Origin of the sequence: Pantoea ananatis PA13 (assembly GCF_000233595.1) — a bacterium.
In the GTDB taxonomy this organism is placed as follows: domain Bacteria; phylum Pseudomonadota; class Gammaproteobacteria; order Enterobacterales; family Enterobacteriaceae; genus Pantoea; species Pantoea ananatis.
The window spans coordinates 2,132,462-2,146,574 of the sequence record NC_017554.1; the positions used below are offsets into that span (position 1 = coordinate 2,132,462).

Consider the following 14,113-nt stretch of genomic DNA (forward strand, 5'->3'; position numbering starts at 1 on the left):
CGTTGTCGGCTGCGGTGAAAACTGAACGTGAACTATTCCCTGATCGATAACGATGATCGCCTGGCCGAGGTGTGCAACAAAGCACGCCAGCATACGGCCGTCGCCCTGGATACGGAATTTGTCCGTACCCGTACCTACTATCCACAGCTGGGACTGATTCAGCTGTTTGATGGCGAACAGCTGGTGTTGATCGATCCGTTACCTGTCCGTGACTGGTCACCGTTTATCGAACTGTTAACGGATACCCGCGTCACGAAATTTTTGCACGCGGGCGGCGAAGATTTGGAAGTCTTCCTGCACCGTTTTGCTGTACTGCCACAGCCGATGATTGATACACAGATTCTGGCGGCCTTTAGCGGTCAACCGCTTTCCTGGGGATTTGCCTCCATGGTGGCGCACTTTACCCAGGTCGAATTAGATAAGAGTGAGGCGCGCACGGACTGGCTGGCGCGTCCGCTGACGGAACGGCAGTGCCAGTATGCCGCTGCCGATGTGCATTACCTGTTGCCGATTGCTCATCAACTCATGCAACAGGTTGAGCAGGCAGGGAACATGGCGGCGGCGCTGAGCGAATGTGAAAACCTGTGCCAGCGTCGGCTGGATAGCTTAGCGCCGGAAGATGCCTGGCGCGATATCACCAATGCCTGGCAGCTGCGTCCGCGCCAGCTGGCGGCGCTGCAACGTCTGGCGGCCTGGCGGCTCAAGGTTGCCCGAGAAAAAGACATGGCAGTGAATTTTGTGGTGCGGGAAGAGAATCTGTGGAAAGTCGCCCGTTTCATGCCGGGCTCGCAGGGTGAGTTAGATCACCTGGGCTTATCTGGCCATGAGATTCGTCTTCACGGCAGGGCGATGCTGGCGCAGGTCGCAGACGCAGCCGGACTGGCTGAAAGCGAGCTGCCGCCGCCGTTAAGCAATCTGGTCGATCATGTGAACTATAAGCGGGCGTTTAAAGCGATCAAAGCACTGGTGCAGCAGGTAAGTGAGCAGAGCGGGTTTAGTCAGGAGCTGCTGGCATCGCGCCGACAGATCAATCAGGTACTGAGTCAGCACTGGGGGCTGAAGCCACAAAACCGCGAACCTGAACTGTTAACAGGCTGGCGAGGCGACGTGCTGAAACCCGGCATTATAACCATCCTTGCCGAGATGTAAGAAATTTCCCCTGCCAGTACAGCGCAGGGGAAAATCAGGAAACGGTCGACGTCATTTAGGCACGTCTTCCGTTTCAGGTAGCGTGACGTTCAGTTCCAGAATGGAGATATCATCCCCTTTCTGGTCGAGTTGAACCGTCACCATGTCCGGATCAATCTTCACGTACTTGCAAATCACTTCGAGAATGTCACGCTTAAGTTGCGGAAGATAGTGGGGCTCACTGTCGCCCCTTCTCCGTTCTGCCACAATAATCTGTAGCCTTTCCTTGGCTATGTTGGCAGTGTTCTTCTTCCGGGATAAAAAGAAATCAAGTAATGCCATGGTTTATCCCCCGAACAGGCGTTTCAGGAAACCCTTCTTCTCTTCTTCAATAAAGCGGAAGGGGCGACTTTCACCGAGTAACCGGTCAACGGTATCGGCATAGGCTTTACCAGCATCAGACTCACCATCGAGAATTACCGGCTCACCCTGGTTAGAGGCACGAAGAACCGACTGGTCTTCCGGGATGACGCCGACCAGAGGAATACGCAGGATTTCCAGAACATCTTCCATGCTCAGCATATCGCCACGATTCACGCGGCCAGGATTGTAACGGGTCAGCAGCAGATGCTCTTTAACCGGTTCCTGACTGGTTTCCGCACGGCGGGATTTGGAAGAAATAATACCGAGAATACGGTCAGAGTCGCGTACAGAGGAAACTTCCGGGTTCGTGGTGATGATGGCTTCGTCGGCAAAATAGAGCGCCATTAACGCACCGGTTTCGATGCCGGCCGGCGAGTCACAAACGATGAAGTCAAACGCCATCTCTGCCAGATCGTTCAGCACCTTCTCAACACCTTCGCGGGTAAGGGCGTCTTTGTCGCGGGTCTGCGAGGCAGGCAGAATATAAAGTTGTTCTGTGCGCTTATCACGAATCAATGCCTGGTTCAGCGTGGCATCACCCTGAATGACATTAACAAAATCATAAACCACACGGCGTTCGCAGCCCATGATTAAATCAAGGTTACGCAGGCCGATATCAAAGTCGATGACAACCGTTTTTTTGCCTTTCTGCGCTAAACCGGTGGCGATGGCCGCGCTTGACGTGGTCTTACCAACGCCCCCTTTACCGGATGTAACTACAATAATGCGTGCCATAAATGTTGATTTCCTTAACGAAAGAAAAGGGGCCTAATTAAGTGTCTGGATAGTCAGCGCGCCGTCCTGAAGGCAGAGGCGTGCCGCTTTAGCAAAAAACGCTTCGGGGATTTGATCCATGATCCAGTACTCCCCGGCGATAGAAACCAACTCTGCTGCCAGGTTGGTGCAAAAAATCTGGCAATCTCTGTCACCGCTGGCACCCGCCAGCGCGCGGCCGCGCATCATGCCATAGATATGAATATTGCCATCGGCAACCAGTTCCGCGCCGGCGCTGACGCTGCTGGTGACAATCAAATCCGCATTGCGGGCATAGATTTGCTGACCAGAACGCACCGGCGTGTTAACGATGCGTGTTTTCGCCACCAGCGCTTCCGTCGCAACGGGTTTTGACTCCGGCTCCGGCGCTTCGCGCTTGTGGCTCTCTTTACCTTCGGCCAGCACCGGAAGACCGACGCGGGCGATCATTTTTTTCAGCGCCTCGTCTTTGCATCCACTGACGCCGACGATACGGAGCCCCGTTGCGCTGACGGCCTGCTGCATCTGTTTCCAGTTTACGGCCGCATCAAGGGCCGCAACATTCAGCACCACGGGTGCGTTTTTCAGGAAATCTGGAGCCTGGTCAATTTTGTCCTGTAGCGCTTTGCGGATCACCTCTGGCTCATGGTGATGCAAATGAACAACGGACAAGGTAAAACTGCTTCCCTTAAATTCGATTGGCGATTGCGGCATCTGTCCCGACTCAGTCCTGTTTTACTACCCTGTGCTAAGCGATCATAAAAGCATCGTTAAAGCGCGATCGGCGAATATTCGAAGTACTGCAAGCATGTTATAGTTACCGCTATATTCAAACAAGCCTCACGGCTGGTTAATTCGAGTAAAAAATATGTTTTGTGTGATCTACAGAAGTCCCGTCCGCGACCAGACTTATCTCTACGTTGAAAAAAAAGACGATTTTTCGCGCGTTCCTGAGGCCCTGCTAAAAGGCTTTGGTAAGCCTCAGTTAGCGATGGTGGTGAACCTGGCCCAGCGCGACAAACTGGCCAATGCGGACATCAATAAAGTGAAGCAGGGGTTAAGCGAGCAGGGATATTATTTGCAAATTCCACCACCCATCGAAAGTTTGTTAAAAACGCATCTCGAACTGGATAGAAAAGATTAACTCGGATTGTTCCTTTAATATAAATTTTGCAGGGCCGTCATCAGCAAATTTATATTCCCGTGAGGCTGAATAATAATTGCACAGTCGCGCCGCTGCGGCGCGCTGTTTGCAACCTGACCGGTCAGATGAAGGCGGCGACGCACAAATAGCCTGGCTGACTTATTGACAATTCTCGCGCATCTGTCAGGTTTATGCATCTCAGTGATAGCTGGCAGGCTGGCTTTAGGTGTTGTCTGTCAGTAACGTCAATCCGCCGACATGACTGGCATTTCGGCACTCTAAGCAGGGGATTAGCATGTATCAGCATCGTAACTGGCAAGGCGCTTTGTTAGATTATCCCGTGAGCAAAGTGGTTTGCGTGGGCAGCAACTATGCGAAACACATCAAAGAAATGGGCAGTGCGACACCGACCGAGCCGGTTATTTTTATTAAGCCGCAAACGGCCTTGTGCGATCTGCGCCAGCCTTTATCTGTTCCCGATGCGTTTGGTGAAGTGCACCACGAAGTTGAGCTGGCCGTACTGATAGGCACCACCCTGAAGCAGGCTTCAGAAGCGCACGTGGCGCAAGCGATCGCCGGTTACGGTGTGGCGCTGGATTTAACCCTGCGTGACCTGCAGGCAGGCTTAAAAAAAGCCGGGCAGCCGTGGGAAAAAGCGAAAGCCTTTGATAACGCCTGTCCGGTCTCGGGATTTATTCCGGTCGCTGAGTTCTCAGGCGACCCGCAGAATACCGAGCTGAAGCTGGTGGTCAACGGTGAGGTTCGCCAGCAGGGCAACACCGCCGATATGATCCACAAAATTCTGCCGCTAATTGCACATATGAGTCAGTATTTTACCCTGCATGCGGGTGATGTCATCCTGACCGGCACGCCTGAAGGCGTGGGGCCGATGCGCTCGGGCGATACGCTTGAGGTTTCTGTTGCGGGCCACGGCATCAGCACGCGGGTACTCTAAAACTTGCATCATCGCGTCAATATCTTTATAAGGTGCGGTTTAGGCTAAATCTGGACAATCATCATGACTGAAACCCCTTTCTGGCAACATAAGCGCCTGGCACAAATGAGCGATGAGGAATGGGAATCCTTGTGTGATGGTTGTGGCCAGTGCTGCCTGAACAAATTACAGGACGCCGATACGGATGAAATCTATTTCACCAACGTCGCCTGTAATCAGCTCAATATAAAGACCTGTCAGTGTCGCAATTACGAACGTCGGTTTGAATTTGAAGAAGACTGTATCAAGCTGACGCGCGAAAACCTGACCACCTTCAACTGGCTGCCCCGTACCTGCGCCTACCGGCTGCTGGGCGAGGGGAAGCCGCTCCCGGCCTGGCATCCGCTGCGCGCGGGCTCCAAAACCGAGATGCATGCTCAACGTATTTCGGTGCGTTATATTGCGGTGCGGGAAAGCGAAGTGCGTGACTGGGAAGATCACATTATTGATCGGCCGGATCGTAACGGCTGATGCACATACATTAAAGGCTGCCAGTGGCAGCCTTTTTAACGTTAGCGGCCAAATAGATCCCGGCGCTTAGGTTTTAACGGCTGCGCGATCAGAACCAAAATGCCGACCAACAGATAGGCAGCGAAAACACCGATCATCCACTGTGGCATGCTGAGCGACAGGAATTCCCACCCACGATCTGAGCAGTCTCCGCTGGCGACGAACACCGACGGTAGCCATTTATCCAGCGGCAGCCACGTTGGAAAACGGGCCGCGAAATCACAGGTCACAAAAGGATTGGGATGCAGCAGGATCATCGTGTGTTCGTAAGACAGCCGCAGGCCTTCCCAGGCGCTGTAGATCCAGACCAGAATGGCCACCAGCCGTAACAGTGAACGTGGTAGAAGTAACCCGATAAGCCCTGCAGCCACTACGCCAAACAGCGCACAGCGCACATAAATACACATTACACAGGGTTTGAAGCCCAAACCATACTGGAACCACAACGCCGTAAGCTCCAAGGCCAGTGCAGAGAGGGCCAGTAATAACCAGGCCCCGCGACCACGCGAACATTGGTTTAAATATCGCAACATATTGCATTCCCTGTAAACGTTAATGCCCCGCAGTGTAAACCAAAAGTCGCTGCGCGCCATCCTGCGTTGGGTAAAAATTATGTACAAACATGACCTGGCACTGATCCAGATTAATGACTTAACAAAAATTCTGATAACCGCGTGATATTGATGTTCTTTTGCGCGTCACATCCCGCAAGCAAGGGAACCGCGTGGTGGCAATGCGCCCGCCCAAAACGCTGAGGTAAGGCTGGCGTAAATACGGCCATAATGATCGCGGTAATCTGTCTTAATTTTGTGCTAAACCGCGCTTTTAATCGTTGTGCAGTCTGTATCCGCTATAGGGCGTCTGGTATGATGAGTCCCCATTACGATCCAGAAAGCAATGAGAACACACAGTTATGGTTATTAAGGCGCAGAGTCCAGCCGGATTTGCTGAAGAGTATATAATTGAAAGCATCTGGAACAGCCGTTTTCCGCCTGGATCTATTCTTCCTGCTGAACGTGAGCTTTCTGAACTGATTGGTGTAACACGTACCACATTGCGCGAAGTGCTGCAGCGTCTGGCGCGTGACGGCTGGCTGACGATTCAGCACGGCAAACCTACTCGCGTGAATAATTTTTGGGAAACCTCGGGTCTTAATATTCTTGAAACCCTGGCGCGTCTCGATCATGACAGCGTACCCGCCCTGATCGATAACCTGTTATCTGTCCGAACCAATATTTCTTCGATCTTTATCAGTCGCGCCTTACGCCATTATCCAGAGAAGGCACGCGAGGTGCTGGAAGCCGTAAACAGTGCTGAAGACCAGGTAGACAGCTATACCGAACTGGATTACCGGGTGTTTCGCGGGCTGGCGTTCGCATCAGGCAACCCAATTTATGGCCTGATCCTGAATGGGCTGAAAGGGCTTTACACCCGCGTTGGACGCCACTACTTTTCTAACCCGGAAGCGCGTAAGGTGGCACGCGATTTTTATCAAACGCTGCTCAACCTGTGTGACAAAGAGCCTACCCAGGACGAAATCGTTGAATGTGTCCGTCGCTATGGTCGTCAGAGTGGCGATATCTGGCATTCGATGCAAAAAACGTTGCCGGACGATTTAGGCAGCAAACGTTAATAAAAAACCGGACATGGCGTCCGGTTTTTTTTATTCCGCATTCCGCTTAAAGCGGGGCGTTACGCGGTGGATTACGGTCCAGTAGCTCAACGCTCCCGTCTTCGTTTTGCTGTTCCAGAATAACGTCAAATCCCCATAGTCGTTGCACGTGTTTAAGCACTTCCCGGCGGCTTTTGTCCAGCGGCGCACGGCTCTGCGGGACATAGCGCAGCGTCAGGGAACGATCGCCGCGCAGGTCGACGTTGTAAACCTGAATGTTGGGCTCCAGGTTACTCAGGTTGTACTGAGCGGAGAGCTGTTGACGAATCGCACGGTAGCCCGCCTCATCGTGGATGGCAGCGATCTCCAGAAAGTTATTACGATCGTCATCCAGTACGGTAAACAGGCGGAAATCGCGCATAACCTTTGGCGACAGGAACTGACTGATAAAACTTTCATCCTTGAATTCCCGCATCGCGAAATGCAGGGTTTTTAGCCAGTCAGAACCGGCAATATCCGGGAACCAGTAACGATCTTCTTCGGTTGGCGACTGGCAAATGCGCTTGATGTCCTGGAACATCGCAAAACCTAATGCATAGGGGTTAATCCCGCTATACCACTGGCTGTTATACGGTGGCTGATAGATGACGTTGGTATGGCTGTGGAGAAACTCCATCATGAAGCGCTCGGACACTTTGCCTTCATCGTACAGGTGGTTCAGGATGGTGTAGTGCCAGAAGGTGGCCCAGCCTTCATTCATGACCTGGGTTTGTTTCTGGGGATAGAAATACTGGCTCACTTTACGCACTATGCGCAGAATCTCCCGCTGCCAGGATTCGAGCAGGGGCGCGTTCTTTTCCATAAAGTAGAGCAGGTTTTCCTGCGGCTCTGAAGGGTAACGCGCGGCCTCAACCAGCGTGGCTTCTTTCTCTTTGCGCGGCAGCGTACGCCAGAGCGTGTTCACCTGACTCTGCAGATACTCTTCACGGCTTTTTTGCCGCGCTTTCTCTTCCTGCAACGAAATTTTCTGGGGACGCTTGTAGCGATCAACACCGTAGTTCATCAACGCGTGGCAGGAATCAAGCAGGCGTTCCACTTCTTCAACCCCGTAACGCTCCTCGCAGTCAGAAATATAATTCTTTGCAAACAACAGATAATCCACGATGGAGCTGGCATCGGTCCAGCTACGAAACAGGTAGTTATTCTTGAAGAAGGAGTTGTGCCCGTAGCAGGCGTGCGCCATCACCAGCGCCTGCATGGTCATCGTGTTCTCTTCCATCAGATAGGCGATGCAGGGATTGGAATTGATCACGATTTCGTAAGCCAGGCCCTGCTGGCCGTGCTTGTAGCGCTGCTCGGTCTCAATAAATTTTTTGCCAAAAGACCAGTGCGAGTAGTTAATGGGCATCCCTACGCTTGAGTAGGCGTCCATCATTTGCTCTGAGGTGATCACTTCTATTTGGTGCGGGTAGGTATCCAGACCGTAGTGTTTGGCTACGCGGTCGATTTCAGCGAGATAGACATCGAGCAGGTCGAAGGTCCAGTCGGGTCCATCGCTGATGCGTTTGCTGTCCATGAGTGAATCGTCAAAGATTGTTGTCATAGCGCACCTCTGTTTTGGCGAACGGACTCACGCGGTGGGGTTGCCCGTTGCGATTTATTTAAGGCTCTTCCTGAGAAAGGGAACCCAAAAAAACTGAGTGAACATATCAATGATAGTTCACTGTCGCTTATCCGATCCGGGAACTCAAACGAATTCTTTGGCAGAAAAATCATTTCAGGTTTAAGGGGTTGGGATTAAATAGCTCTACCGACTACATTGCAGGTATTTATTAGCACAATATTCTGGAATTGGGCCAAAAGGCGCGCTTTGAATGATTCTCCTGAAAGTGGTGGAATTAACTATAGACAATGTCATTTATGCCTGATTTTTTCACTATTGGCGCATAACTCTCTGAATTTAAGTGGGTCAAATGATTTTAGTTACCTACGGATGAAAAAAGAGGTGAAATAGTTGAATTGTTTAGAGGATGTTTCCACTTTGTGATCACACTGAATGTAAACCATTGCACAGTGGATTATGCTTTTTAATTTCGCGGGGGACTTATGCACGTAGTGATTCTTGGGAGTGGCGTAGTAGGGGTAACGAGCGCATGGTATCTGGCGCGTGCCGGACACCAGGTCACCGTGATCGATCGTCAGCCTCAGCCTGCGATGGAAACCAGTGCCGCCAATGCCGGGCAAATCTCCCCCGGTTATGCTGCCCCCTGGGCGGCGCCGGGCGTGCCGCTTAAAGCGATGAAGTGGATGTTTCAGCGCCATGCGCCGCTGGCTATCCGTCTGGACGGCAGTCGCTTCCAGCTCGAATGGATGTGGAACATGCTGCGCAATTGCGATATGCGTCACTACCAGCAAAATAAAAGCCGTATGGTCCGCCTGGCCGAATACAGCCGTGACTGTCTCAAAGCGTTGCGTGCGGAAACCGGCATCGCCTATGAAGGTCGTCAGGGCGGCACGCTGCAGCTGTTTCGAACCCAGCAGCAGTTCGACAGCGCCAGCAAAGATATTGCGGTGCTACGCGAGGCCGGTGTGCCCTATGAATTGCTGGAGGCGCACCAGCTGGCCAGCGTGGAACCGGCACTGGCAGCAACACAGCATAAACTCACTGGCGGCTTGCGCCTGCCTAACGATGAAACCGGCGATTGCCAGCTTTTCACGCAGCGTCTGGCCAAAATGGCTGAAGAGGCTGGCGTTGTCTTCCGGTTTAATACGCCGATCGATCAGCTCCTGCGTGACGGTAATCGTATTTATGGGGTGAAGTGCGGTGAGGAAGTGATCAAAGGTGACAGCTATGTGGTCGCGCTGGGATCCTACTCAACCTCATTGATGAAAAACATCGTCGATATTCCTGTTTACCCGCTCAAAGGCTATTCCCTGACCATACCGGTGACCAATCCCGATGCCGCCCCGGTTTCAACGATCCTCGATGAAACCTATAAAGTGGCGGTGACACGCTTCGATAACCGTATTCGCGTCGGCGGTATGGCGGAGATTGTGGGTTTTAACACCAAACTGCTGGAGGCGCGTCGCGAAACGCTGGAGATGGTGGTCACAGATCTTTATCCTGAGGGAGGAGATGTCAGTCAGGCCAGCTTCTGGACCGGTCTGCGTCCAATGACGCCAGACGGGACGCCGGTAGTCGGTGCCACGCCGCTTTCGAATCTTTTCCTGAATACCGGCCACGGCACGTTGGGATGGACAATGGCGTGCGGCTCCGGTCAGTTACTGGCTGACGTCATATCCGGTACCTCATCCGCGATAGCCGCGGACGATCTTACCGTCTTTCGTTATTTACCCGGTTTTGCGGCGACCCGATCGCCGCTTCGTAACGTTAACGCAGTACGTTAAGCCTTCAGGGAGAGGAATATGTCACGTCCAATTGTCGCGACCATCGATCAACAGGCGTTGCGACATAATCTGGCGATTGTGCGCCGGGCGGCCCCGACGTCACGCGTCTGGTCAGTGGTAAAAGCCAACGCTTACGGTCACGGCATCGCCCGCGTATGGGAAAGCCTGTCCGCCACGGATGGTTTCGCGCTACTCAACATGGAAGAGGCCATTTTGCTGCGCGAGCAGGGTTGGAAGAAGCCGATATTGCTGCTTGAAGGCTTTTTTCACCCTGACGATCTGGCATTGATTGATCGCTACCGGCTGACGACCAGCGTGCACAGCAACTGGCAAATTCACGCCCTGGCAAACGCCACGCTCTCTGCGCCCGTTGATCTCTATCTCAAGATCAACAGCGGCATGAACCGGCTGGGGTTTCGTCCTGAACAGGTCAACGGAATCTGGCATAAGCTGCGTGCGCTCGAAAATGTCGGAGACATTACCCTGATGGCGCACTTTGCCGATGCGGAAAATCCTGACGGAATCGTCGAGCCGCTTAAACGCATCGCACAGGCTACGGAAGGGCTGGACAGTCCGGTGTCATTATCCAATTCGGCCTGCACGTTGTGGCATCCTGAAGCGCATTACGACTGGGTACGTCCGGGCATCATCTTGTATGGCGCTTCGCCAAGCGGGAACTGGCAGGATATCGCCAGCAGCGGACTAAAACCGGTCATGACGCTGAGCAGCGAGATTATCGGCGTACAGCAGTTGCAGGCCGGTGATGGCGTCGGCTATGGCTATCGCTATCATGCAACCCAGCCGCAGCGTATCGGCGTGGTTGCCTGCGGTTATGCGGACGGCTATCCACGTCATGCGCCGACAGGAACCCCGGTTGCCGTTGACGGGATAATGACGCAGGTTGTCGGCGCGGTTTCGATGGATATGATAACGGTGGATCTCACGCCGTGCCCGCAGGCTGGCATTGGTTCGTCCGTGGAGTTATGGGGGGAAAATGTCAAAATCGATCAGGTGGCGAAAGCAGCCGGAACGGTGGGCTATGAGCTGATGTGCGCGCTGGCCCCACGCGTTCCGGTTAAAATCAGTTAACGGCGGTAATCCGGCTTTGCATTTTCTTACTGCAGCGCCAGGCCAGGAAGGCCAGCGCTGCGCCCAGCAGCATCATCAACGTTAATGACAGTTTCTCCGCTACCGGCAGAGCCACCACGATCAGGCTGCCTGCTGCGCCTCCCGCCATCTGGATAAATCCCTGCAGCGCCGAGGCCACGCCTGCCTGCTGCTGATAGGGTTCCAGCGCATAGCTGGTGGCTGGCCCAACGGTGAAAGCCAGCCCGGCTACGGCGACCGCCACTGGGAACATATACAGCGCCCAATGGAACTGCAGGCTGTCAGGCAACAAGGTCATTCCCGCCACAAGCAGAACGGCACCCGTCAACATGGTGATAAAACCGATGGCAAGGCAAAATGGTCGGCCCGCTTTGCGAATCGCTTTATTCACCACCACGCTGACCAGCATGATCCAAAAACCATTTGCACCAAAGGCAAACGAGAAGGCCAGAGGCGAAAGTCCCCCTTCGGTCATTAATACCTGCGGGGCCAGCGAGACATAGGTCAGCACCATCCCCAGCGCGCCGGCATTGGCAAAGGCAAACGCCAAAAAGCGCGGCTGGCGGAGAATCGCGGCGTACTGGTTTATCGGAAGGCCCTTCACGCGCAGCGTATCCGCCGGACGCGTTTCAGGCAGCCAGATGATGACCATCAGCATCACGACTGCCGCATAGGCACACAGGAACCAGAACGGCGCGCGCCAGTCGAAGGCGCTGGCCAGAATGCCACCCAGCAACGGCGCCAGAGCAGGCACAATATTCAGTGCCCCGTTCAGGAAGCCGTAAGCCCGGGCGGCGTCATCACCACTGAGTCGGTCACGCACGCCGCTAAAAGCCACCACCGCGCTGCAGCAGACCGCGCAGCCCTGAACCAGTCGGGCAATTAAAAATAGCGGGAAAGTGGTCGCCGTCGCGGCAATGACGCTGCCGGCGATGTACAGCGCCAGGCCCAGTAAGGCGATGGGCTTACGGCCATAGTTGTCCACCAGCGGGCCACTGACCAACTGTCCCAGCCCCATAATCAGTAAGAAAAGCGGGATCGTGGTTTGTACCAGGGCGACGGGCGTCGATAAGCCTTCAGCAATCTGCGGCAGCGTGGGTAAATAGAGATCAATGCCTAAAGGTGCCAGCAGCACCAGGCTCAATAGCAATAAGGTATATTTTTGCATAGCAACCAGAGGGTAAACGTTCGATAAAGCGAGGAAAGAGGGTAATGATTAACAGCGAAAAAGGAAAGCAAATTACCGGGAGAAATGGCGATGCCTGCTGAAACAGGCATCGCATGCTAAATCAGTAGGCGCCGTCGCGGCGGAAAACCACACCGGCCGTTTTAAACAGGATGGCGATGTCTGTCCATAACGCCCAGTTTTTAACATACCAGGAGTCGAAATAGACGCGGGTGTCGTAATCGATATCATTACGTCCGCTGACCTGCCATAGCCCAGTCATACCCGGTTTCGCCATCAGGTAGTAATCCACATCGCCGGCGTAGCGCTCTAGTTCAGCCTCAATTACCGGACGCGGTCCCACCAGGCTCATCTCCCCGCGGATCACGTTCCACAGCTGCGGCAGCTCATCCAGGCTGGTTTTACGCAGGAAGCCGCCGATGCGGGTAATACGCGGATCCTTCTTGAGCTTAAAGTCTTTGTCCCATTCCCGACGCGCTTCTTCACTGGTTGCCAGCAAGCTTTCCAGCACCTCTTTGGAATTGGTCACCATTGAGCGGAACTTCAGACACTTGAACTTTCTGCCATCCTGCCCGATACGTTCGTGACCATAGATGGCATTGCCCCCATCACGCTTGACCATATAGCAGAGCAGGGCAAAGACCGGCGCCAGGAACAGCAGCAGTAACGACGCCACAACAATATCGAAACTGCGCTTCAGGAAACGTGACGAATGCTTTGCCAGGTTGTTACTGACGCGCAAAATCATCACTTCATGGCTAAAGATAAACGACATATCCGTGCCGTAAAGCGGGACGCCACGCAGGGTTGGGATCACCGACACTGACCGGCAGTTCATTTTTGACAGAAACTTCAACCAGCGATCGCGCTCCGGCTGCTGCTCGTACTCCATCGCGACAATAAACTGCACGTTGTCGCGATCGATGGTGCTCCAGTTAATATCGTTGGCAGAAATGACCGGTACGCCATTCACGCTCTGCTGCAGCGGCGCATCTTCTACGGAAATAAATGCCTGAACGTTATATCCCAGGATTTCTTCACTTTGTAATGCCGCATAGGCTTCGGTAGCGTTACGGCCAGAGCCAATAATGATGGTTTCTTTTTGCCACTGACCGGCTTTATTAATGGCACTTTTAACGCCTGCGCGCAGCAGCGGCAGCAGCAGCAGGGCATAGCTCCAGCTGAACACCCACACCATGCGGGAGAAGTCCCATTTAGAAAACGCGATTAATGCCAGATCGAGCAGGGAGAAAACAACCAGTGTTTTCACAATTTCTTTCAGTTCGAACCAAAAGGGTTTGCGGTAGGTGTAGTGACGCAGGCGCATCCAAAACCAGCCGGTACATAATACCGACATAATAAACTGCGCAATAAAACGGTTTTCAATTTGATGCGGCGGAATAAACGCATCCAAATCTCCCCAAATACCCTGCACGGTAGCGGCAGAGAGAAACAGCGCCAGGTTCAGCGCAATAAGGTCTGAAAAACTCAGTGCAAACTTTACCAGAATATTCTTACGAAGACCGCTCCATGAGCGACTCGCATTGTTTATTACCATTGTACTTGCCATAAAACCTGCTCTCTTAATTAAGTAAAAGATGGCCTGACCAGAATCAAGTACGCGTTCAGGGGTTAACGACTGAAAACCCGAAACCGGGATGTTTTCAGTTTGTTACAGTCATTAGAGCCATTGATGCTACAAATAAACCGTTACTAAGCGTGATTTGAGTCACGTAAAATTGCAGCACTGAAAGAGAGTATGCAGGAGATATTTGACGGAGTTAATACGGAAGAATTCTTAAAAAACCAGGTGAAAATTGCGCAGAATGGGCTTAAATGGCTGATTTG

At 53.1% G+C, this 14,113-nt stretch carries 14 protein-coding genes; 7 read left to right on the forward strand and 7 right to left on the reverse strand.

The annotated features are described in order from the left end of the window. Window positions 1-27: 27 nt before the first annotated feature. Entirely contained in the window at window positions 28-1,149 is a 1,122-nt protein-coding gene (gene rnd / locus PAGR_RS10060) for a ribonuclease D (protein ID WP_014605708.1), read from the forward strand. Window positions 1,150-1,200: 51 nt separating this feature from the next. Here the strand turns inward: rnd and minE are convergent, their stop codons facing one another. Genes minE through minC form a run of 3 tightly spaced genes read right to left on the reverse strand, consistent with a single transcriptional unit; the run spans window position 1,201 to window position 3,018 of the window. After that, window positions 1,201-1,470, reverse strand: a complete 270-nt coding sequence (gene minE, locus PAGR_RS10065; RefSeq protein ID WP_010616394.1) for a cell division topological specificity factor MinE — start codon at window positions 1,468-1,470, stop codon at window positions 1,201-1,203. 3 nt (window positions 1,471-1,473) lie between these two features. Then, window positions 1,474-2,286: a septum site-determining protein MinD gene (gene minD / locus PAGR_RS10070; protein ID WP_014593844.1), complete on the reverse strand. Its 813-nt coding sequence runs from the start codon at window positions 2,284-2,286 to the stop codon at window positions 1,474-1,476. A 33-nt stretch (window positions 2,287-2,319) separates the two neighbouring features. Next, window positions 2,320-3,018 carry a septum site-determining protein MinC gene (minC, locus tag PAGR_RS10075; RefSeq protein WP_013026006.1) on the reverse strand — a complete coding sequence of 233 codons (699 nt, stop codon included), beginning with the start codon at window positions 3,016-3,018 and terminating at the stop codon, window positions 2,320-2,322. A gap of 154 nt (window positions 3,019-3,172) precedes the next feature. Here minC and PAGR_RS10080 point away from each other — a divergent pair, with 154 nt between their 5' ends. The 3 genes from PAGR_RS10080 to ycgN all read left to right on the forward strand — a co-directional run bounded on the left by PAGR_RS10080 (window position 3,173) and on the right by ycgN (window position 4,913). Beyond that, window positions 3,173-3,448 (forward strand): YcgL domain-containing protein, encoded by a 276-nt coding sequence (locus PAGR_RS10080; protein WP_013026005.1) that lies wholly within the window; start codon window positions 3,173-3,175, stop codon window positions 3,446-3,448. Window positions 3,449-3,743: 295 nt separating this feature from the next. After that, complete coding sequence (locus PAGR_RS10085) at window positions 3,744-4,403, forward strand: fumarylacetoacetate hydrolase family protein (RefSeq protein WP_014593843.1); 660 nt, start codon at window positions 3,744-3,746, stop codon at window positions 4,401-4,403. Window positions 4,404-4,466: 63 nt separating this feature from the next. After that, window positions 4,467-4,913 carry a cysteine cluster protein YcgN gene (ycgN, locus tag PAGR_RS10090; RefSeq protein ID WP_013026002.1) on the forward strand — a complete coding sequence of 149 codons (447 nt, stop codon included), beginning with the start codon at window positions 4,467-4,469 and terminating at the stop codon, window positions 4,911-4,913. A 41-nt stretch (window positions 4,914-4,954) separates the two neighbouring features. Here the strand turns inward: ycgN and dsbB are convergent, their stop codons facing one another. Beyond that, window positions 4,955-5,485, reverse strand: coding sequence for a disulfide bond formation protein DsbB (gene dsbB, locus PAGR_RS10095; protein ID WP_014605709.1), 531 nt, complete (start codon window positions 5,483-5,485; stop codon window positions 4,955-4,957). A 380-nt stretch (window positions 5,486-5,865) separates the two neighbouring features. Between dsbB and fadR the strand changes: the two genes are divergently transcribed. Beyond that, a complete protein-coding gene (gene fadR / locus PAGR_RS10100; protein ID WP_013026000.1) occupies window positions 5,866-6,585 on the forward strand; it encodes a fatty acid metabolism transcriptional regulator FadR in 720 nt (239 codons plus the stop codon). 46 nt (window positions 6,586-6,631) lie between these two features. On the opposite strand, the gene PAGR_RS10105 is transcribed toward fadR, so the two are convergent. After that, window positions 6,632-8,167, reverse strand: a complete 1,536-nt coding sequence (locus PAGR_RS10105; RefSeq protein ID WP_013025999.1) for a SpoVR family protein — start codon at window positions 8,165-8,167, stop codon at window positions 6,632-6,634. Window positions 8,168-8,670: 503 nt separating this feature from the next. Between PAGR_RS10105 and PAGR_RS10110 the strand changes: the two genes are divergently transcribed. Together PAGR_RS10110 and dadX are read left to right on the forward strand one after the other, a co-directional pair. Beyond that, window positions 8,671-9,972, forward strand: a complete 1,302-nt coding sequence (locus PAGR_RS10110) for a D-amino acid dehydrogenase (protein WP_013025998.1) — start codon at window positions 8,671-8,673, stop codon at window positions 9,970-9,972. Between the two features lie 18 nt (window positions 9,973-9,990). After that, complete coding sequence (dadX, locus tag PAGR_RS10115) at window positions 9,991-11,061, forward strand: catabolic alanine racemase DadX (protein ID WP_014593840.1); 1,071 nt, start codon at window positions 9,991-9,993, stop codon at window positions 11,059-11,061. Here dadX and PAGR_RS10120 read toward each other — a convergent pair. Both PAGR_RS10120 and wbaP read right to left on the reverse strand, forming a co-directional pair. Next, window positions 11,054-12,247 (reverse strand): multidrug effflux MFS transporter, encoded by a 1,194-nt coding sequence (locus PAGR_RS10120; RefSeq protein ID WP_013025996.1) that lies wholly within the window; start codon window positions 12,245-12,247, stop codon window positions 11,054-11,056. The two genes, dadX and PAGR_RS10120, sit on opposite strands and share 8 nt — an antisense overlap. A 121-nt stretch (window positions 12,248-12,368) precedes the next feature. Continuing rightward, window positions 12,369-13,835, reverse strand: a complete 1,467-nt coding sequence (gene wbaP / locus PAGR_RS10125; protein ID WP_014605710.1) for an undecaprenyl-phosphate galactose phosphotransferase WbaP — start codon at window positions 13,833-13,835, stop codon at window positions 12,369-12,371. Between the last annotated feature and the right edge of the window lie 278 nt (window positions 13,836-14,113).